A 17,205-nucleotide genomic window follows, 5' to 3' on the forward strand; every position below is an offset into this window, starting at 1 on the left:
GGGGGCCGCGGATCCACGCGAGCACGCCGGTCAGGACGCGGCGCCGCCGCCCGCGCGGACCAGACCGCTCTCGTACGCGAGCACCACGACCTGCACCCGGTCGCGCAGCCCGAGCTTGGTGAGGATGCGGCCCACATGGGTCTTCACCGTGGCCTCGGAGAGCACCAGCCGGGCGGCGATCTCGCCGTTCGACAGTCCCTGGGCGACGAGCAACATCACCTCGCGCTCGCGCTCGGTGAGCCGCTCCAGCTCCTTCTGCTCCGGCTCCTTCCCGTGGGAGGGCAGCATCGGCGAGAAGCGGTCGAGCAGCCGGCGCGTCGTGGACGGGGCGACCACCGCGTCACCGCTGTGCACGGAACGGATGGCACCGAGCAATTCGGCCGGCGGCACGTCCTTCAGCATGAAGCCGCTGGCGCCCGCCTTGAGTCCCGAGAACGCGTACTCGTCCAGGTCGAAGGTCGTCAGGATCAGCACCTTCGGCGGGTCGGACTGGGCGCAGATCCTGCTGGTCGCCTCCACCCCGTCCAGCCGGGGCATACGGACGTCCATCAGCACCACGTCGACCGCCGTGGAGCGGAGGATCTCGATGGCCTCGGCCCCGTCGCCGGCCTCCGCGACGACCTCCATGTCGGGCTGGGCGGCAAGCACCATCCGGAAGCCGGTGCGCAGCAGCACCTGGTCGTCGACGAGCATCACGCGGATGGGCATGGGCGGGGTCCTTGTCTCGTGGGGCTGGGCGGGACGGATGCGGAGGGGGATTCGGCGGGACGGGCGGGCCGACGGGCCGGTGAGGGCAGGCTAGTGGGCGGATTTGAGGGGCAGCAGCACGCTGATCCGGAATCCGCCGCCCGGCCGCGGACCGGCGTCGAGCGTCCCGCCGACCATGCCGACGCGCTCCCGCATGCCGATGAGGCCGTGGCCCTTGCCGTCCGCGCCGCCGTCCTCGTACAGCTCGTGTGCCGCGCCCCGGCCGTCGTCCTCGACGAGGAGCCCGAGGCCGTCGTCGAAGTAGACCAGCCGGACGCTCGCCCCGGCATCCGGGCCGCCGTGCTTGCGCGTGTTGGTGAGGGCCTCCTGGACGATCCGGTACGCGGTGAGCTCCACCCCGCTCGGCAGCGGTCGCGGAGTGCCCTCGATCCGGAAGTCGACTGTCAGGCCCGAGCCGCGGACCTGCTCCACCAGTTCCTTGATCTGCTCGACGTCCGGCTGCGGCACGTACTCCCCGCTCTCCGGCGCGTCACCGGTGCGCAGGACGCCCAGCAGCCGGCGCATCTCGGCGAGCGCCTGACGGCCCGTGGAGGCGATCGTCTCCAGGGCCTGCCGGGCCTGGTCGGGCGCGGCGTCCAGCACGTATGCGGCGCCGTCGGCCTGGACGACCATGACCGAGACGTTGTGTGCGACGACGTCGTGGAGCTCTCGCGCGATCCGGGCGCGCTCGGCGGCGACGGCCACCTTCGACTGGGCCTCGCGCTCCTTCTCCAGCCGGGAGGCACGCTCCTCGAGCTGGGCGAAGTAGGCGCGGCGGGTGCGCAGGGAGTCGCCGAGCACCCAGGCGAGGGCGAACGGAACGGTCATGACGACCGTGAAGAAGATCTTCGCGCCCGCGCTCATACTCGGCTCGGGCCAACGGATCTGGGCGAGCGTGGCGGCGCACAGGCCGCCGGCGAGCGCGAGGTGGGAGGCCCAGCGCGGTCCGTCGTGCGCGGCGACGGTGTAGATGAGCACGAGCATCGCGAAGTCCGCCGGGTTCGGACCGACGTCCAGCGCCAGCTGCGCGACGCCGATCCCCGCGACCAGCAGCAGCATCTTCTCCGGCATTCGGCGGCGCAGCGCGACGGAGAGGCAGAGGAGGAGTACGACGAGGGCGGGTGCGATGCGCGGCTCGACCCCGACGTGCTCCTGGAAGACCCACAGCATCGAGAACCCGAAGAGCATCACAGCCCAGAAGCTGTCGACGCCCGTCGGGTGCCTGCGGAGAAAATCATAGAGGCGCTGCACGTAACCCAGCGTAGGCACGTACGAAAGGTGCCCGGGTCAACCGGAGGGCCGATCCGGTCCGTGGACGCCTACTCCCCAAGGTGGAGACCGGGGCGCGCTCCCCGAGGTGGAGACTGGGGCGCGTGACGTACCAGGCGACGAACGAGGCGGCGGACGCCGACGGCGCGGAGTGGGTTCCCTGGCGGGAGGCCACGGAACGCGCGCTGTACGGTCCACGGGGCTTCTACCGGAGGCCGGAGGGACCCGCAGGGCACTTCCGCACCTCCGTGCACGCGTCCCCGCTGTACGCCGCCGCGGTGGCGCGGCTGCTGACGGAGACGGCGGAGGGCCTGCCGGCCCGGGTCTCGGAGGTCGCGCTCGTCGACGTCGGCGCGGGACGCGGGGAACTGCTGACCGGAGTGCTGGCGGCGCTGCCTGACGGCTTCCCGGTGCGCGCCTACGCCGTCGAGCGGGCCGCCCGGCCGGCGGGGCTCGACCCTCGGATCGAGTGGGGCGAGCGGCCGCCGTCCGGGGTCTCCGGACTGCTGTTCGCGAACGAGTGGCTGGACAACGTCCCGGTGGACGTCGCCGAGACCGACGACGCGGGTGTCCGCCGCTACGTGCTGGTCAGGGCCGACGGCGAGGAACGCCTCGGCGGTCCGGTCGCCGGGGCCGACGCGGCCTGGCTGGACCGCTGGTGGCCGACCGCCGGCCCGGGTGCGCGGGCCGAGATCGGGCGGCCCCGCGACGAAGCCTGGGCTGCGGCGGTCGCGGGCCTGGAGTCGGGACTCGCGGTCGCCGTGGACTACGCCCACCGCGCGGGCGACCGTCCGCCCTTCGGGACGCTGACCGGGTTCAGCGGCGGGCGCGAGGTGCGTCCCGTTCCCGACGGCGGCTGTGACATCACGGCGCACGTGGCCCTCGACGCCTGCGCCGGTCCCGGGGCGGAGCTGGTGAGCCAGCGCGACGCCCTGCGCCGTCTCGGCATCTCCGGTGCCCGGCCACCGCTCGCCCTGGCCTCGTCCGATCCCGCGGCCTACGTCCGCGCCCTGGCCTCCGCGGGAGAGGCCGCCGAACTCACCGCCCGGGGCGGCCTCGGCGACTTCACCTGGCTGTTCCAGCCGGTCCCGGCCGGCTGAGACACCGTCGGCACGGGTCCGCGCGCACGGCGACGGCTGCTCCGGCGATCGGGGCCGTGGCGCGAGTACGCGAGTACGCGAGTACGCGACGGCCCGTGCGCGGCCGCGGATCCGCCGCGAACGGCACCGGTACCGTGCCGACCTGCCCGGCTCACACCGAACCGCCTCCCGCTCCCGCCCCGGCTCCCGCCGCCGAGGGCATCACCGCACGCACAGGCGGACACCGGACAGACGGCAGGCGTAGTCGCGGCGGGCGCGCGCAGGCGTCGGGCAGCGGGCCGGCGCCGCCACGGGAGCCCGACGACGGACTCACACGCTCCCGACACGGATCCGTCGAGGTCCGGCCCCGGACGGGCGACCGTGGCCAGCTCCCTGCCCAGGACGGTTCGAACGCCCGCCCAGGACGGGTACGTGCGGCGCCTCGCGACGGACGCGTCGGAGGGCAGGCGAGTACCGCTCGGACCGGGGCCCTGCCGGCGGCCTGACCGGGCCCCCGCCGGTGGCCCGGTCACATGCCCGTCCGGTCCGCGGGCGGGCTCCGTATCAGTCGCCCACGCGAGGGATACTGTCGCCCATGACGGAGACGACGATCGGCATCGGCGGCGCGGCGGAGAGCACCGACATGGTGCTGAACATCGGGCCGCAGCATCCCTCGACGCACGGCGTGCTGCGCCTCCGTCTCGTCCTGGACGGCGAGCGCGTCGAGCGGGCGGAGCCGGTGATCGGCTACATGCACCGGGGCGCGGAGAAGCTCTTCGAGGCGCGTGACTACCGGCAGATCGTCATGCTGGCCAACCGCCACGACTGGCTGTCCGCGTTCTCGAACGAGCTGGGCGTCGTGATGGCCGTCGAGCGCATGCTCGGCATGGAGGTCCCGGAGCGCGCCGTATGGCTGCGCACGCTCCTCGCGGAGCTGAACCGGGTGCTCAACCACCTGATGTTCCTGGGGTCGTACCCTCTCGAACTCGGTGGAATCACCGCGATCTTCCACGCCTTCCGCGAGCGGGAGGACCTCCAGCACGTGATGGAGGAGATCTCCGGCGGCCGGATGCACTACATGTTCAACCGCGTCGGTGGCCTCAAGGAGGACCTGCCCGCGGGCTGGACCGGCCGGGCGAGGAGCGCGATCGCCGAGGTACGGTCGCGGATGGACGTCTACGACCGGCTCGTCCTCGGTAACGAGATCTTCCGGGGCCGCACCCGGGGGGTCGGTGTGATGACCGGTCGGACGGCGCACGCGTACGGCGTCTCCGGCCCCATCGCCCGTGCCTCCGGCGTCGATTTCGATCTTCGCCGCGACGAGCCGTACCTGGCCTACGGCGAACTCCAGGAGACGCTGAAGGTCGTCACCCGCACCGAGGGGGACTGCCTGGCCCGTTTCGAGTGCCTGCTGTGGCAGGCGCACAACTCGCTGGATTTGGCGGATGCCTGCCTGGACCGGCTCGCCGAGCTGCCGCCGGGGCCGGTCAACCAGCGGCTGCCGAAGGTGCTCAAGGCGCCCGAGGGCCACACGTACGCCTGGACGGAGAACCCGCTCGGCATCAACGGCTACTACCTGGTGTCCAAGGGGGAGAAGACCCCGTACCGCCTCAAGCTCCGCTCGGCGTCGTACAACAACATCCAGGCGCTCACCGAGCTGCTGCCCGGCACCCTGGTCGCGGACATGGTCGCGATCCTGGGATCGATGTTCTTCGTGGTCGGGGACATCGACAAGTAGGGCGGGGCCGGGCGAGCCGACGACGTCCGCGCGTACGGCGGTCCGGCGGCACGGCGCGAAGCACACCGCCGAGACCGGCGCACGGAGCGGTTCGGTCGGGATCCGCACGGCGGGGGCCGGCGCTTCCGGGACCAGACCGACGCGAACGGCCGCCGCGCGAGCGGGCGCGGCCGGACACACGGCGGCACCGGGAGGCACCCGGTTCCTGACGGCGAGCGGCCCGTCGGGCCCCAGACACCACGAACGCCGGGCGGCACGGCCGCCCGGCGTTTCCGATCCCAGGGCAGCGCGGCGGCGCGACCGCGCCGGATCAGGAGATCGCGCTGCGCAGCTGCGCGACGTCGAGCTGCTCCGTCTCGTCGTGCGCGGTCAGATCGATGACCTCACCCACGGCGCGTCCGTCGGTGCGCCTGCTCTGGGCCAGGGCCTCCTCGCCCACCACGTCGGCGAGGTCCTCGTCCTGGACGGACGCGAGCTGAGCGGGTTCCAGGGCCGCGACCGGCTTCCTCTTCCGGCTGACGTCCCCGGCGGTCACGTCCGGCCCGGTGGAGCCGGCGGCTTCCGCGGTCTGTGCGCCGGCGTCCGGTGCCTTCGCCCCCTGGGTGCCGAAGAAGTCGAATCCGCCCTGCGGACGGGCGGCCCGGCGCTGCCCGGAGTAGGGGACTATCGCCGCGGCGACCGGCACACGAGTGGCGGGGACGGCGGACGACGGGCGGGCGTGCTGTGCTCCCCCGGCGGCCGCCGCGTGCTTCCCCTGCGGCTCGTCCGCCTCTCGGGCACGCTCGGCGATGTCGCGCTTGCGGGCCTCCTCGACGGTGTGCTTGGCCTGTTGCTCGGCGGCCCGGCGGGGCAGGTCCTCCAGCGCCTTGGCCGCACGCAGATACGCGGACGGCGTCGGCGTGGAGCCCGCCGCGGGAAGCTCCTTGGGCGAGCCCGCCTCGATCGCGAGCTGCCTGCGGCCCTCGAGCGCGCTGGCGCGCTCGGTCTCCGCGTTCGCGTACCGGCGGAGCAGGGCGGCGTGCTCGTTGCGCAGCCCGGCCAGCTCGACCCGCTTGGCGCGGAGCTTGGCGTCCAGCCTGGTCCGCAGTTCGCGGGACTCGTCGAGATCGGCTTCCAGCTCGGCGATGCGCTCCTCCGTCTTCCACGCGTCGCTGGCGCGGAGACGGGTGAGCTCGGCGACGCGGCGGCCCGCGTACCGGTCCCAACTGCGCATGAGGACCGCGCCGGTGACCGCCGCGGCAGCGGCCGCCGCGACCAGGGTGCGGAGCAGGACCGGATCGGAGAGCAGCCAGGCGCCCAAAGCACAAAGGACCGAAGCTCCGGCGACCGCCGAAGGCGGAAGGAGCCTGTGCAGAGGTGGGGAATGGCGGTGGCGTCCACGTGGCATGGCCTGAAATTTACCGTGCGTAGGTGACGATTGGGGGGTCAGCCCGGCAATCTCTTCGCATCAGGAACACATCGCTTTCGACCTGCCGTGCCGTCCCTCTTCGTCAGTGCCCCGTTCCGGCTCGCTCCGTGCCTTCGGGCGCCCGCCCTCAGAGCAGGCCCTTGGACGTCAGATACTCCTTCGCCACGTCCTGCGGCTTGGCCCGCTCGGCGTCCACCTTCCGGTTGAGCTCGACCAGGTCCTCGGTCGTCAGCGCGCGGGTGAGCTTGCCGAGCGCGTCGGCTATCTCCTGTGATCCGGCGTCCTTCGCGTTGACGACGGGCAGCACGTTGTCGGCGTTCTGGAGCTTCTTGTCGTCCTCCAGCAGCACCAGCCCGAAGCCCTCCAGCGTGGCGTCGGTCGTGGTGGTGAGGACCAGCTGGTCCTCACCGTCCTTGACCGCCTGTTTGGCCTGCGGGGTGCCGACGCCCTTCGGGTCCACGCCCGCCACGTCGATGCCGTACGTCTTCTTCAGACCCGGCGCGCAGAACGGGCGCACCTCGCACTCGTCACCGGCCGCGATCTTGACCTTGATCTTCGACCTGCCGAGATCGGAAAGAGACTTGAGCTTGTTCTTCTCGGCGAATTCCTTGCTCACCGCGAACGCGTTCTGGTCGACCGCGTCCCCGGCGGGCAGCACCTTCAGCCCGCGAGGGGTCGCGAGCTTCTCCAACGCGGCCACGGTGGCGGCGACGTCGCTCGACGCGACGGGCTTCTCCTCGGGGGCCTTCGGGCCGTTCGCCTTGGCGTTGAGGAATTCGGCGATCGTGGCCGCGTATTCCGGTACGACGTCGATTTCGCCCTTCTCCAGGGACGGTTCGTACAGCTCGCGGTTCTTCACCGCGGTGACGGAGACGTCGTATCCGGCGTCGCGCAGTACCTGCGCGTAGAGCTCGGCGAGCACCTTGGACTCGGTGAAGGCCGCCGCCCCCACCACGAGAGCGCCCTTGCCGCCGACGGCGCCGTCCGAGGCTCCGGCGCCGCCCTTCTCCTGCTCCAGGCTGTCACCGCCGCAGGCGGCGAGCGAGCCCAGCAGGGTCACGGTGCCCAGTACCGCTCCCGCGATGCGCGAGGTCTTGCTCATGAGGTTCACCATCCAGGGGAATGAGTCGTCACACGGTCTTGCGGAGCGGACTGAACAGCCGGTCCACCGCCACTAGCAGGGCCTCCACGAGGAGGGCCAGCACGGCCACGAGCAGGGCGCCCGCGACCACTTGCGGAGTGTCGTACGTGTTGAAACCGGCCGTGATGATGCGGCCGAGGCCGCCCTGCCCGACCATGGCCGCGATCGTCGCGGTGGCGACGACCTGGACCGCTGCGGACCGCAGCCCGGTCATGACCATCGGGTACGCGAGGGGCAGCTCGACCCGGACGAAGAGCTGCCTGCCCGACATGCCCATGCCTCGCGCGGCCTCGACGACCGCCCGGTCCACCTCCCGCATGCCCACATAGACGTTGGTGAGCAGGGGCGGAACGGCGAACAGCACCAGGGCGATGATCGTCGGGACGTATCCGGCACTGCGCAGCGGTGTGACCATGAACAGCGCGAGCACCGCGAAGACGGGCACGGCCCGGCCGGCGTTCGCCAGGTTCACGGCCAGCGCGCCGCCGCGTCCGACATGTCCCAGATACAGCGCGACGGGCAGGGCGACGGCACAGGCCAGTGCCATGGCTACGCCGCTGACGTACAGATGCTCGCCCAACCGGTGCCAGGCTCCGCCCTCCCCTGCCCAGTTGGCACCGGTACCGAGCCATGCCCAGGTCCTGGCCAGAACGTCCATCAGTGGGCCCCCCGGGTCCCGGCGGCGCGTATTCGGGTCCAGGGCGTGAGCAGCCTCTGCACACCGAGCAGCACCAGGTCCGCGGTGACCGCGAGGAGCACGCAGAGCACGGAGGCGGTCAGCACCTGCGCCTTGAAGAAGCTGGGCAGCGCGTCCTCGATGAGATTGCCGAGGCCGCCGCGGCCGACGATCGAGCCGACGGTGGTGAGAGCGACCGTCGAGACCGTCGCGATCCGCAGGCCCGCCATCAGCGCGGGCAGGGCGAGCGGGAGCTCGACCTCCCAGAGCAGCCGGGCCGGGCCGTAGCCCATGCCTCGGGCGGCCTCTCGGGCCTCCGCGGGAACCGCCTCCAGCCCCGCGACCGTGTTCCGCACCAGGATCGTCAGCGAGTACAGCACCAGGCCCGTGACCACCAGGGCGGCCGAGAGGCCGAAGAAGGGCAGCAGCAGCGAGAACATGGCCAGCGACGGGATCGTGTAGAGCACGGTCGTCAGCCCGAGGACAGGGCCGGCGAACCGGGGCCGGCTGCGCGCGAGAAGCGCCAGCGGAAAGGAGACGACGAGTCCGATCGCGACCGAGGCGCCCGTGATCCCTACGTGCTGCACCGTGGCGTCGATCAACTCCTGGCTGCGGGAGCGCAGGTACTCACCGCAGATCCAGTCGTTCGTGACCAGGCAGTCCCGGCCCGCCATGGCCCCACCCCCCGTCCTCGCGCCCGGCCCGTTCGACCGGTTGCCGAACGGAAACCGACCCTAACCCCCGCCACCGACAATCGCCGAGGAGCTTCGCGTTCCGGCGACACCGCCTTCACACAAGGCCCGCCGTCACCCGTCACAATGGGGAACCATGATCCGATTCGAGCACGTGACCAAGCGCTACCCGGACGGCACAACCGCGGTGGACGACCTCTCCTTCGAGGTCGCCGCGGGTGAGCTGGTCACGCTCGTGGGACCGTCCGGCTGCGGCAAGACGACCACCATGAAGATGGTCAACCGCCTCATCGAGCCGACCGAGGGTCGCATACTCCTGGACGGAGAGGACATATCCGCAGTCGATCCCGTCCAACTGCGGCGCCGGATCGGCTATGTCATTCAGCAGGTGGGCCTCTTCCCGCACAGGACGGTCCTGGAGAACACCGCGACCGTGCCCCACCTCCTCGGCTGGAAACGCACGAGGGGCCGTGAGCGCGCCGCCGAACTCCTCGATCTCGTCGGCCTCGACCCCCGCGTGTACGGCGACCGCTACCCCGAACAGCTCTCGGGCGGCCAGCGCCAGCGCGTGGGCGTGGCCCGGGCCCTGGCGGCCGATCCGCCGGTGCTGCTGATGGACGAGCCGTTCGGCGCCGTCGACCCGGTCGTGCGGGAGCGTCTGCAGAGCGAGTTCCTCAAGCTGCAGGCCGCGGTCCGCAAGACGGTGCTCTTCGTCACCCACGACATCGAGGAGGCCGTCCGGCTCGGCGACCGCATCGCCGTCTACGGCCAGGGCCGGATCGAGCAGTTCGACGCCCCGGCCGCCGTACTGGGGGCACCGGCGACCCCGTACGTGGCGGATTTCGTCGGTGCCGACCGGGGACTCAAGCGGCTGTCCGTCACCCCCGTCGAGGAGGGCGATCTCGAGCAGCCGCCCGTGGTCCGTCTCGACGAGCCGATGCCCCGCACACTGGACGCGCCCTGGGCCGTCGTCCTGGACCGCGGCGGCGATCTGCACGGCTGGATCTCCGCCGAACACGCCGGCGGTGCGGGCACGGTGCGCGAGCACGCGCGCCGCATGGACGCCTGGCTGCCCGTCGGCGCCTCGCTGAAGCAGGCGTTCTCCACGATGCTGCAGCACGACGCGGGGTGGATCGCGGTCGTCGACAAGGAGGAGAAGGGACGTTTCCTCGGGGTGTTGACCCCGGGGCGCCTGCACGAGGCCCTGCGCCGCTCCATCGACGCGGACGCCCAGGACGTACCGCGCACCGCGGTGGACATCGACAAGGTGCCGTCCGGCTGAACCCGCCGGGGAACCGGGCCTCACGCCGCGCTGAGCCGGCCGCTCATCCACACCAGCGCCGGCGGGATCTCACGGCGCCAGGTGTTGAAGTTGTGACCGCCGCTGTCCAGCGTGATCGACGAGACGCGGGCGGGCGCCTTCACCTTCCCGATGAAGTCCCGCGTCCCCTGGAGGTTTCCCTCGCCCTGCTCGGACGTGGTCACCAGGAACGAGGAGGCGCCCTGCGGCCGGTGGTCCAGGCTCCACAACAGGTTCGCGCGCTTGCGCTCGTGCCGGTTCCCGTGGAAGAGGTCGCCGGTCGTCGGGTCCTCCGCGGCCTTGTAGTACGCGGAGAGTCCCGCTCCGGCCGTGAACCGCTCGGGATGGTGGAGCGCTATCTTCAGCGCACAGTACCCGCCCGTGGAATTGCCCATGATGCCCCAGTTGCGGGGGTTGCTGCCGACCCGGTAGGTCTCCGCCACGGCGGCCGGCAGGTCCTTCGCGAAGAACGTCTCCGTCTGCGGCCCGTTCGGGACGTCGACGCACTCGGTGTCCCTCGGCGGCGCCACCGTCGGCCGGAGCATCACCAGGATCATCGGCTGCATGCGCCCCTCGCGGGCCTGCATGAACGCCGTTCGCGGGTACTTGAGGCCCTTGAGCAGGTTCTCCGCGGTGCCCGGGTAGCCGGTCAGCACGACGCTCACGGGAAAGGTCCTCTTCGCGTGGGCGGGCTGGAAGTACTCGGGCGGCAGGTACACGTACGCCGGGCTGTCGATCCCCGACCGCTCGCCCACGATCACGACCTTCTGGATCTGACCGCCCGTCTCCGGCCGCGAGCTCCCCGGGACGTCCAGCTTCTGCTTGCCGACCACCTTGACCGTCCTGCTGCTCGCCGAGTGGTCCACGACCACGCCCATCTCCTGTTCCTGGCCGAGGAGATCGGCCCAGGAGCCGTAGAAGAGGAAGGACTTGTTCGCGGCCAGGCCCACCGCGGCGAAGAGCGCGAGCTGCGTCGCCAGCAGCAGCCCCACCCGGCCGAGGACCGCGCGCCAGCCCCGGCGGGAGAGCCGTGGCCACAGCCAGATCGTCGCGGCGAAGAGAGCCACGGCGGCCAGAACGGCCAGCGCCAGAACCTTGTTACTGGTGAGACCCATGAGGCGATCGAGCTTCTTCCGTGAGAATTTCCTGAGATTCGAATGAACCCGCCGGCCGGAAGCGCCGTCCTAGAGAGCGCAAATCGTCCGGGCCGAACGTTCTGCGGCCGCGGACTCCACGATCTCTCTCGAGAGCCTCAGGAAGCGATGTCTGTCACCATAGATGGGGATAAGTCGGGCTTGGTTCCGGAACGCGTACGCCGGATCCTCCGCGGCCCGCGCGCCGAATCCGTTCCTGCGCTGGTCGGCACGGCCTGCACCTTCATCGGCCTGATCGACATCGCCGCGGGGGTGTTCCCGCGCTTCCGGCACAGCCGGATGCACGCCCTCGCCGAGGTTCTCCCCGGCGCCCTCGGCCCGTTCGCCGCCGCGCTGTCACTCAGCGCCGGCGTGCTGCTGCTGCTCCTCGCCCACGGACTCAAGCGGCACAAGCGGCGCGCCTGGCGAGCCGCGGTGATCCTGCTGCCCGCCGGCGCCGTCGCGCAGTTCGTCTATCGCCACTCGGTGATCGGCGCCCTGCTGTCACTGGCGCTGCTGGCCCTGCTGCTGCGCCACCGGGGCCAGTTCGCCGCCCTGCCCGACCCGCGAAGCCGGTGGAAGGCGCTCGCCAACTTCGTCCTGATGGGCGCCGGTTCGATCGGCCTCGGTCTGGTCGTCGTCAGCGCCCATCCGGGCAGGGTCATCGGCAGCCCCAGCCTCACCGACCGTCTCGAACACGTCCTGCTCGGGCTGTTCGGCTTCGAGGGGCCGGTCCGGTACGAGAGCGGGATCGACTGGACCGTCGGCTACTCGCTCGGCGCGCTCGGCCTGATCACCGCCGTGACCACGATCTACCTGGCCTTCCGCCCCGAGCACCCGGCCGCCACCCTCACGACGGACGACGAGACCAGGCTCCGTGAACTGCTCGGGAAACACGGCGGCCGCGACTCCCTCGGCCACTTCGCGCTCCGCCGCGACAAGGGCGTCGTCTTCTCCCCCAGCGGCAAGGCGGCCGTCACGTACCGCGTCGTCTCCGGTGTCATGCTCGCCAGCGGCGACCCGATCGGCGACGTCGAGGCATGGCCGGGCGCCATCGAGCGTTTCATGGACGAGGCCAAGGCCCACTCCTGGACCCCGGCCGTCATGGGGTGCTCCGAGACCGGCGGCCAGGTGTGGACCCGCGAGACCGGCCTCGACGCCCTGGAGCTGGGCGACGAGGCGGTGGTGGACGTCCCGGATTTCTCACTCACCGGGCGCGCCATGCGGAACGTGCGCCAGATGGTGAAGCGCATCGAGCGCAACGGTTACGAGACCCGCGTCCGCCGCGTGCGTGACCTCTCCGACGGCGAGCTGGAGCGGATACGCCGCGCCGCGGACGACTGGCGCGGCACCGACACCGAGCGCGGCTTCTCCATGGCCCTCGGCCGGATCGGCGACCCCTCGGACGGCGACAGCGTGATCGCCACCGCGCACAAGGCCGACGGCGGCGAGCCGGGGCCGTACGGCGACCTGAAGGCCGTACTCCACTTCGTTCCGTGGGGTACGGACGGCATGTCCCTGGACCTGATGCGCCGCGACCGGTCGGCCGATCCCGGCATGAACGAGCTGCTGATCGTCGCCGCCCTGCAGGCCTCTCCGAGGCTCGGCATCGCCCGGGTCTCGCTGAACTTCGCGATGTTCCGCTCGGCGCTCGCCCGTGGTGAGCAGCTGGGCGCGGGACCGGTCCTGCGCGTCTGGCGGGGGCTGCTGGTCTTCCTCTCCCGCTGGTTCCAGATCGAGTCGCTGTACAAGTTCAACGCCAAGTTCCGGCCGCGCTGGGAGCCCCGCTTCGTGGTCTTCCGCAAGACCCGCGACCTGCCCCGGATCGGATTCGCCGCCATGCAGGCGGAGGGCTTCGTGACCCTGGCCGTGCCTCGCCCGTTCCGCCGCCGGACGGCTCGCTCGCCCCGTCCCTGCGCCCACATCCGCCCCGCCGCCACCGGCGAGCACGAGATGCGCGCGGCGTAGCGGGACCGTGCCGGAGGTGCGGCGGCATGGTCGGGCGTTTCCGGGTCCGGTGCCGCATCAGGCGACGTTCGCCCCGTCGCGACGCCCGGCACGGCGGCCCACGGCGTTTGCCGGATCGGCCGAGCGGGCCCACCACGAGGTCGATCCGGCGCCCTGCGGCCCTTCCCCCTCGGCCCGGAGGACCGGGGAGACCCGTGCACCGGACGCCGCTCCTCGACGGGCAGACCCCGCCCGACGCGGCACTAGGCTGGTCGTATGAGTACGTTGCGCGGACGGGGCACGGCCACGGGCCTGCCGGAGTGGGACCGCTGTGCGGTCATGGGAGTCGTCAACGTGACGCCCGACTCCTTCTCCGACGGGGGCCGCTGGTTCGACACCACGGCCGCCGTCAAGCACGGCCTCGACCTCGTCGCCGAGGGCGCCGACCTGGTGGACGTCGGTGGTGAGTCCACCCGCCCCGGCGCCTCCCGCGTCGACGAGGAGGAGGAGCTGCGGCGGGTGCTCCCCGTCGTCCGTGGCCTGGCCGGCGAGGGGGTCACCGTCTCCGTCGACACCATGCGCGCCTCGGTGGCCGCCCAGGCGGTCGCGGCGGGCGCCGTCCTCGTGAACGACGTCTCCGGCGGTCTCGCCGATCCGCAGATGATTCCGGCCGTCGCCGCAGCGGAGGTGCCCTTCGTGGTCATGCACTGGCGCGGCTTCAGCGAGGACATGAACAGCCGGGCCGTGTACGGGGACGTCGTCGCCGAGGTCACCGCGGAACTGCGCGAGCGGATCGATGCCGTGGTCTCGCGCGGGGTCGCCGCCGAACGGATCATCGTCGACCCGGGCCTCGGCTTCGCCAAGCAGGCCGCGCACGACCTCGCGCTCGTCGCACACCTCCCCGAGCTGCACGCACTGGGCCGGCCGCTGCTCGTCGCCGCCTCCCGCAAGCGGTTCCTCGGTCACGTCCTGGCCGACGGCGCCGCGACCCCGCCGCCCGCGCGCGAGCGGGACGCCGCCACCGCCGCGGTCTCCGCGATCGCCGCCCACGAGGGCGCCTGGGCCGTCCGGGTCCACGAGGTGGGGGCCACGGCGGACGCCGTGCGGGTCGCGCGGGCGGTCGAGGGAGCCCGGTGAGCCCGCGCACCGACGTCGAGAATGTGGAAGCGGCGAACACCGCCTTCTACGAGGCCATGGAACGGGGCGACTTCGAGGAGATCTCCGGCCTCTGGCTGGACGGCGGGGAGGCCGACGCCATCTCCTGCGTGCACCCGGGCTGGCCGATCCTCTCGGGCCGGGGCGAGGTACTGCGCTCGTACGCCCTGATCATGGCGAACACCGAGTACATCCAGTTCTTCCTCACCGACGTGCGGGTGAGCGTGTCCGGCGACACCGCCGTCGTCACGTGCACCGAGAACATCCTCAGCGGCGGCCCGGCGGAGGAGGCCGGCGAGCTCGGCCCCCTCGTCGGGCAGCTGGTCGTGGCCACCAATGTGTTCCGCCGCACACCCGACGGGTGGAGAATCTGGTCACATCACGGTTCGCCCGTTCTGGCGGAATCGGACGACGAGGAGGACGGCGAATCCACGCCGTGAGTGGGTAACCCGCTCGTGGGAGGTTCGTTTTCGCGGCTGCGGGGTAGGCGCCGCCAGCCGGTGACGGTTCCGTCCGCGGCCCCCGCGGGCAGGTCGTGTCCGAGCCCGCAGGTAGATTCGAATCCGTGCACTGCTGCCGTCCGCACGCGGCCGCGTGCGCGCCGGACTACGACAGCAGGAGTGATTCGCGTGGATCGTGTCGCGCTGCGCGGCCTGAGGGCCCGCGGGCACCACGGCGTCTTCCCCCGGGAGCGCGAGGAGGGTCAGACCTTCATCGTGGACCTGGTGCTCGGTCTCGACACCCGTCCCGCGGCGGCCGACGACGACCTGGCGAAGACCGTCCACTACGGAGTGGTGGCGGAGGAGGTCGTCGACGTCGTCCAGGGGGAGCCCGTGGACCTGATCGAGACGCTGGCGGAGCGCATCGCCCAGCGGTGCCTCAAGCACGCGGGCGTCCAGGAGGTCGAGGTGGTCGTGCACAAGCCGGACGCCCCGATCACCGTCCCGTTCGACGATGTCACCATCACGATCACCCGGAGCCGTGCATGAGCGACCCCACCGTGCAGCCCGTGCCCACCGCCGTCGTCGAGCAGGTCGACGCGGCCGACATCACCCTGTCCAACCCGAAACGGGCGGTGATCGCGCTCGGCTCCAACGTCGGCAACCGGCTGGAGACGATCCAGGGTGCCGTCGATCTGCTGGAGGACACCCCCGGTATCCGGGTCAAGGCGGTCTCCCCCGTGTACGAGACGGAGCCGTGGGGCGTCGAGCCGGGCACCCAGCCGTCGTACTTCAACGCGGTGGTGCTCGTGAAGACGACGCTGCCGCCCGGTTCCCTGCTGGAGCGCGGCCAGGCTATCGAGGAGGCGTTCGACCGGGTACGCGAGGAGCGCTGGGGCCCGCGCACGATCGACGTCGACATCGTGGCGTACGCGGACGTGGTCTCGGACGATCCGTTCCTCACCCTTCCGCACCCGCGTGCGCACGAGAGGGCCTTCGTCCTCGCCCCGTGGCACGACGTGGACCCCGAGGCCCAGCTGCCGGGCCTGGGCGGGATCGCGGAACTGCTGGCCGGTGTGGGCCGGACGGGTGTCGTTCCTCGTGTGGACCTGGAACTCCGTCTGCCCGAGTAGTCGTTACCCTCTTCTAGGGTCTCCGGCACCAAGACGAAGGACACAGGGGCGCGCGGTGAAGCAACTACGGCTTGGGGTACTGGCCGGGCTGTTCGTGGCGGCCGGAGTGCTGTCGTGGGGCGGCGCCCGGCTGTGGGACTCGGTGGGCACGCTGCCGAGCGTGCCACTGGCCGCGCCGATCGTCCTGGCGGCGATCGCCGCGATCCTCCTGGCGACCGCGCTGTCGCTGCGCGCCCGGCTACGGGCCCAGCGGGAACGCCGGCCCGGAGCGAAGGGCGTCGAGCCTCTGATGGCCGCCCGCGCGGTCGTCTTCGGTCAGGCGAGCGCCCTGGTGGCGGCCCTCGTCAGCGGTGTGTACGGCGGCGTGGGCGTCTTCCTGCTCGGCTCTCTCGACGTTCCGGCCCGGCGCGACCAGGCGATCTACGCGGGCTTCGCGGTCCTGGCGGGCATCCTGGTGATCGCCGCGGGGCTCTTCCTGGAGCGGGTCTGCAAACTCCCGGAGGACGAGGACGACGGCACGGGCCAGGTCCCGGCTCGCTGACTCCGGCCTGCTGACGACGGAGCACCCCCGGCGGGGCCGGGGGTGCTCCGGTCGTTCGGTGCGCACGGTGCGTGCACGCCGGCCGGGGCGGAGGGCGAGCCGCCCGCGGCCCTGCGGCGGGCGAACGGCTCAGCGTGCCATGATCAGGCTCATCGCCTCGTTGCGGGTGGCGACGTCGCGAAGCTGGCCGCGAACCGCCGAGGTGATCGTCTTGGCCCCCGGCTTGCGGATGCCGCGCATCGACATGCACATGTGCTCGCACTCGATGACCACGATCACCCCGCGCGGCTCCAGGATCTCCATCAGGGAGTCGGCGATCTGCGTGGTCAACCGCTCCTGCACCTGGGGGCGCCGGGCGAAGACGTCGACGAGGCGGGCGAGCTTGGAGAGTCCGGTGATCTTGCCCGTGGTCGACGGGATGTAGCCGACATGGGCCACACCCCGGAACGGCACCAGGTGATGCTCACAGCAGCTCACCAGTTCGATGTCCTTGACCAGGACCATTTCGTCGTGACCGAGGTCGAACGTCGTGGTGAGCACGTCCTCCGGCTGCTGCCAGAGTCCCGCGAATATCTCCTTGTACGCCCGTGCCACCCGCGCCGGGGTCTCCTTGAGTCCCTCGCGGTCCGGGTCCTCTCCGACTGCGATGAGGAGCTCGCGTACGGCGTTCTCGGCGCGCTTCTCGTCGAACTCGCCGATCTTGCCCTCGCCGTCCAGCGTCACCGGGTCGGTCATCTGTGCCTCGTTCCTGTGCTCTGCCGTGGCGCGAAAACGCCGCACTTCCCAGGCTAGAACCTGGGAAGTGC

General features: G+C 71.8%; 17 protein-coding genes. 9 read left to right on the top strand and 8 right to left on the bottom strand.

Translation table 11 applies throughout. The features are described from left to right. Positions 1-30 precede the first annotated feature (30 nt). Both QMZ92_RS17350 and QMZ92_RS17355 read right to left on the bottom strand, forming a co-directional pair. Positions 31-708, bottom strand: coding sequence for a response regulator transcription factor (locus QMZ92_RS17350; RefSeq protein WP_283298289.1), 678 nt, complete (start codon positions 706-708; stop codon positions 31-33). A gap of 90 nt (positions 709-798) precedes the next feature. Further along, entirely contained in the window at positions 799-1,998 is a 1,200-nt protein-coding gene (locus tag QMZ92_RS17355; RefSeq protein ID WP_283298290.1) for a sensor histidine kinase, read from the bottom strand. Positions 1,999-2,120: 122 nt separating this feature from the next. Between QMZ92_RS17355 and QMZ92_RS17360 the strand changes: the two genes are divergently transcribed. Both QMZ92_RS17360 and QMZ92_RS17365 read left to right on the top strand, forming a co-directional pair. Beyond that, positions 2,121-3,116 carry an SAM-dependent methyltransferase gene (locus tag QMZ92_RS17360; RefSeq protein ID WP_283298291.1) on the top strand — a complete coding sequence of 332 codons (996 nt, stop codon included), beginning with the start codon at positions 2,121-2,123 and terminating at the stop codon, positions 3,114-3,116. A 574-nt stretch (positions 3,117-3,690) separates the two neighbouring features. Continuing rightward, positions 3,691-4,833: an NADH-quinone oxidoreductase subunit D gene (locus QMZ92_RS17365; protein ID WP_283298292.1), complete on the top strand. Its 1,143-nt coding sequence runs from the start codon at positions 3,691-3,693 to the stop codon at positions 4,831-4,833. Positions 4,834-5,143: 310 nt separating this feature from the next. Here QMZ92_RS17365 and QMZ92_RS17370 read toward each other — a convergent pair whose 3' ends face one another. The 4 genes from QMZ92_RS17370 to QMZ92_RS17385 form a co-directional block, all read right to left on the bottom strand. Beyond that, positions 5,144-6,220, bottom strand: coding sequence for a hypothetical protein (locus QMZ92_RS17370; protein WP_283298293.1), 1,077 nt, complete (start codon positions 6,218-6,220; stop codon positions 5,144-5,146). Between the two features lie 148 nt (positions 6,221-6,368). Further along, positions 6,369-7,343 carry an ABC transporter substrate-binding protein gene (locus QMZ92_RS17375; RefSeq protein WP_283298294.1) on the bottom strand — a complete coding sequence of 325 codons (975 nt, stop codon included), beginning with the start codon at positions 7,341-7,343 and terminating at the stop codon, positions 6,369-6,371. Positions 7,344-7,371: 28 nt separating this feature from the next. Then, the gene (locus QMZ92_RS17380) at positions 7,372-8,040 is read right to left on the bottom strand and encodes an ABC transporter permease (RefSeq protein ID WP_283298295.1); all 669 of its coding nucleotides are present in this window, start codon (positions 8,038-8,040) and stop codon (positions 7,372-7,374) included. Continuing rightward, on the bottom strand, positions 8,040-8,732 hold the full coding sequence (locus tag QMZ92_RS17385) for an ABC transporter permease (protein WP_283298296.1): 693 nt from the start codon (positions 8,730-8,732) through the stop codon (positions 8,040-8,042). The genes QMZ92_RS17380 and QMZ92_RS17385 overlap by 1 nt, the downstream gene beginning before the upstream one ends. Before the next feature lie 154 nt (positions 8,733-8,886). Here QMZ92_RS17385 and QMZ92_RS17390 point away from each other — a divergent pair, with 154 nt between their 5' ends. Further along, on the top strand, positions 8,887-10,032 hold the full coding sequence (locus tag QMZ92_RS17390) for an ABC transporter ATP-binding protein (RefSeq protein ID WP_283298297.1): 1,146 nt from the start codon (positions 8,887-8,889) through the stop codon (positions 10,030-10,032). Positions 10,033-10,052: 20 nt separating this feature from the next. On the opposite strand, the gene QMZ92_RS17395 is transcribed toward QMZ92_RS17390, so the two are convergent. Next, positions 10,053-11,165, bottom strand: a complete 1,113-nt coding sequence (locus tag QMZ92_RS17395) for an alpha/beta hydrolase (protein WP_283298298.1) — start codon at positions 11,163-11,165, stop codon at positions 10,053-10,055. Positions 11,166-11,312: 147 nt separating this feature from the next. Between QMZ92_RS17395 and QMZ92_RS17400 the strand changes: the two genes are divergently transcribed. From QMZ92_RS17400 to QMZ92_RS17425, 6 genes are all read left to right on the top strand, one after another. Then, positions 11,313-13,151, top strand: coding sequence for a phosphatidylglycerol lysyltransferase domain-containing protein (locus QMZ92_RS17400; RefSeq protein WP_283298299.1), 1,839 nt, complete (start codon positions 11,313-11,315; stop codon positions 13,149-13,151). A gap of 255 nt (positions 13,152-13,406) precedes the next feature. Then, complete coding sequence (folP, locus tag QMZ92_RS17405; RefSeq protein ID WP_283298300.1) at positions 13,407-14,267, top strand: dihydropteroate synthase; 861 nt, start codon at positions 13,407-13,409, stop codon at positions 14,265-14,267. Beyond that, positions 14,264-14,725 carry a nuclear transport factor 2 family protein gene (locus QMZ92_RS17410; protein WP_283298301.1) on the top strand — a complete coding sequence of 154 codons (462 nt, stop codon included), beginning with the start codon at positions 14,264-14,266 and terminating at the stop codon, positions 14,723-14,725. The genes folP and QMZ92_RS17410 overlap by 4 nt, the downstream gene beginning before the upstream one ends. Before the next feature lie 189 nt (positions 14,726-14,914). After that, positions 14,915-15,274 (top strand): dihydroneopterin aldolase, encoded by a 360-nt coding sequence (gene folB / locus QMZ92_RS17415; protein ID WP_283298302.1) that lies wholly within the window; start codon positions 14,915-14,917, stop codon positions 15,272-15,274. Beyond that, positions 15,271-15,858, top strand: a complete 588-nt coding sequence (folK, locus tag QMZ92_RS17420) for a 2-amino-4-hydroxy-6-hydroxymethyldihydropteridine diphosphokinase (protein WP_283298303.1) — start codon at positions 15,271-15,273, stop codon at positions 15,856-15,858. The genes folB and folK overlap by 4 nt, the downstream gene beginning before the upstream one ends. 55 nt (positions 15,859-15,913) lie before the next feature. Then, a complete protein-coding gene (locus QMZ92_RS17425) occupies positions 15,914-16,399 on the top strand; it encodes a DUF3180 domain-containing protein (protein ID WP_283298304.1) in 486 nt (161 codons plus the stop codon). A gap of 129 nt (positions 16,400-16,528) precedes the next feature. Here QMZ92_RS17425 and folE read toward each other — a convergent pair whose 3' ends face one another. Next, positions 16,529-17,134, bottom strand: a complete 606-nt coding sequence (folE, locus tag QMZ92_RS17430) for a GTP cyclohydrolase I FolE (protein WP_283298305.1) — start codon at positions 17,132-17,134, stop codon at positions 16,529-16,531. Positions 17,135-17,205 lie beyond the last annotated feature (71 nt).

The sequence above is a fragment of the Streptomyces sp. HNM0645 genome, assembly GCF_030056615.1.
Classification (GTDB): domain Bacteria; phylum Actinomycetota; class Actinomycetes; order Streptomycetales; family Streptomycetaceae; genus Streptomyces; species Streptomyces marianii.

Coding starts and splice junctions, on each gene's coding strand:
- folE (WP_283298305.1), bottom strand. CDS start 17,134: ATGACCGACCCGGTGACGCTGGACGGCGAGGGCAAGATCGGCGAGTTC.
- QMZ92_RS17350 (WP_283298289.1), bottom strand. CDS start 708: ATGCCCATCCGCGTGATGCTCGTCGACGACCAGGTGCTGCTGCGCACC.
- QMZ92_RS17365 (WP_283298292.1), top strand. CDS start 3,691: ATGACGGAGACGACGATCGGCATCGGCGGCGCGGCGGAGAGCACCGAC.
- QMZ92_RS17395 (WP_283298298.1), bottom strand. CDS start 11,165: ATGGGTCTCACCAGTAACAAGGTTCTGGCGCTGGCCGTTCTGGCCGCC.
- QMZ92_RS17390 (WP_283298297.1), top strand. CDS start 8,887: ATGATCCGATTCGAGCACGTGACCAAGCGCTACCCGGACGGCACAACC.
- folP (WP_283298300.1), top strand. CDS start 13,407: ATGAGTACGTTGCGCGGACGGGGCACGGCCACGGGCCTGCCGGAGTGG.
- QMZ92_RS17375 (WP_283298294.1), bottom strand. CDS start 7,343: ATGAGCAAGACCTCGCGCATCGCGGGAGCGGTACTGGGCACCGTGACC.
- QMZ92_RS17370 (WP_283298293.1), bottom strand. CDS start 6,220: ATGCCACGTGGACGCCACCGCCATTCCCCACCTCTGCACAGGCTCCTT.
- QMZ92_RS17385 (WP_283298296.1), bottom strand. CDS start 8,732: ATGGCGGGCCGGGACTGCCTGGTCACGAACGACTGGATCTGCGGTGAG.
- QMZ92_RS17380 (WP_283298295.1), bottom strand. CDS start 8,040: ATGGACGTTCTGGCCAGGACCTGGGCATGGCTCGGTACCGGTGCCAAC.
- QMZ92_RS17400 (WP_283298299.1), top strand. CDS start 11,313: ATGTCTGTCACCATAGATGGGGATAAGTCGGGCTTGGTTCCGGAACGC.
- folK (WP_283298303.1), top strand. CDS start 15,271: ATGAGCGACCCCACCGTGCAGCCCGTGCCCACCGCCGTCGTCGAGCAG.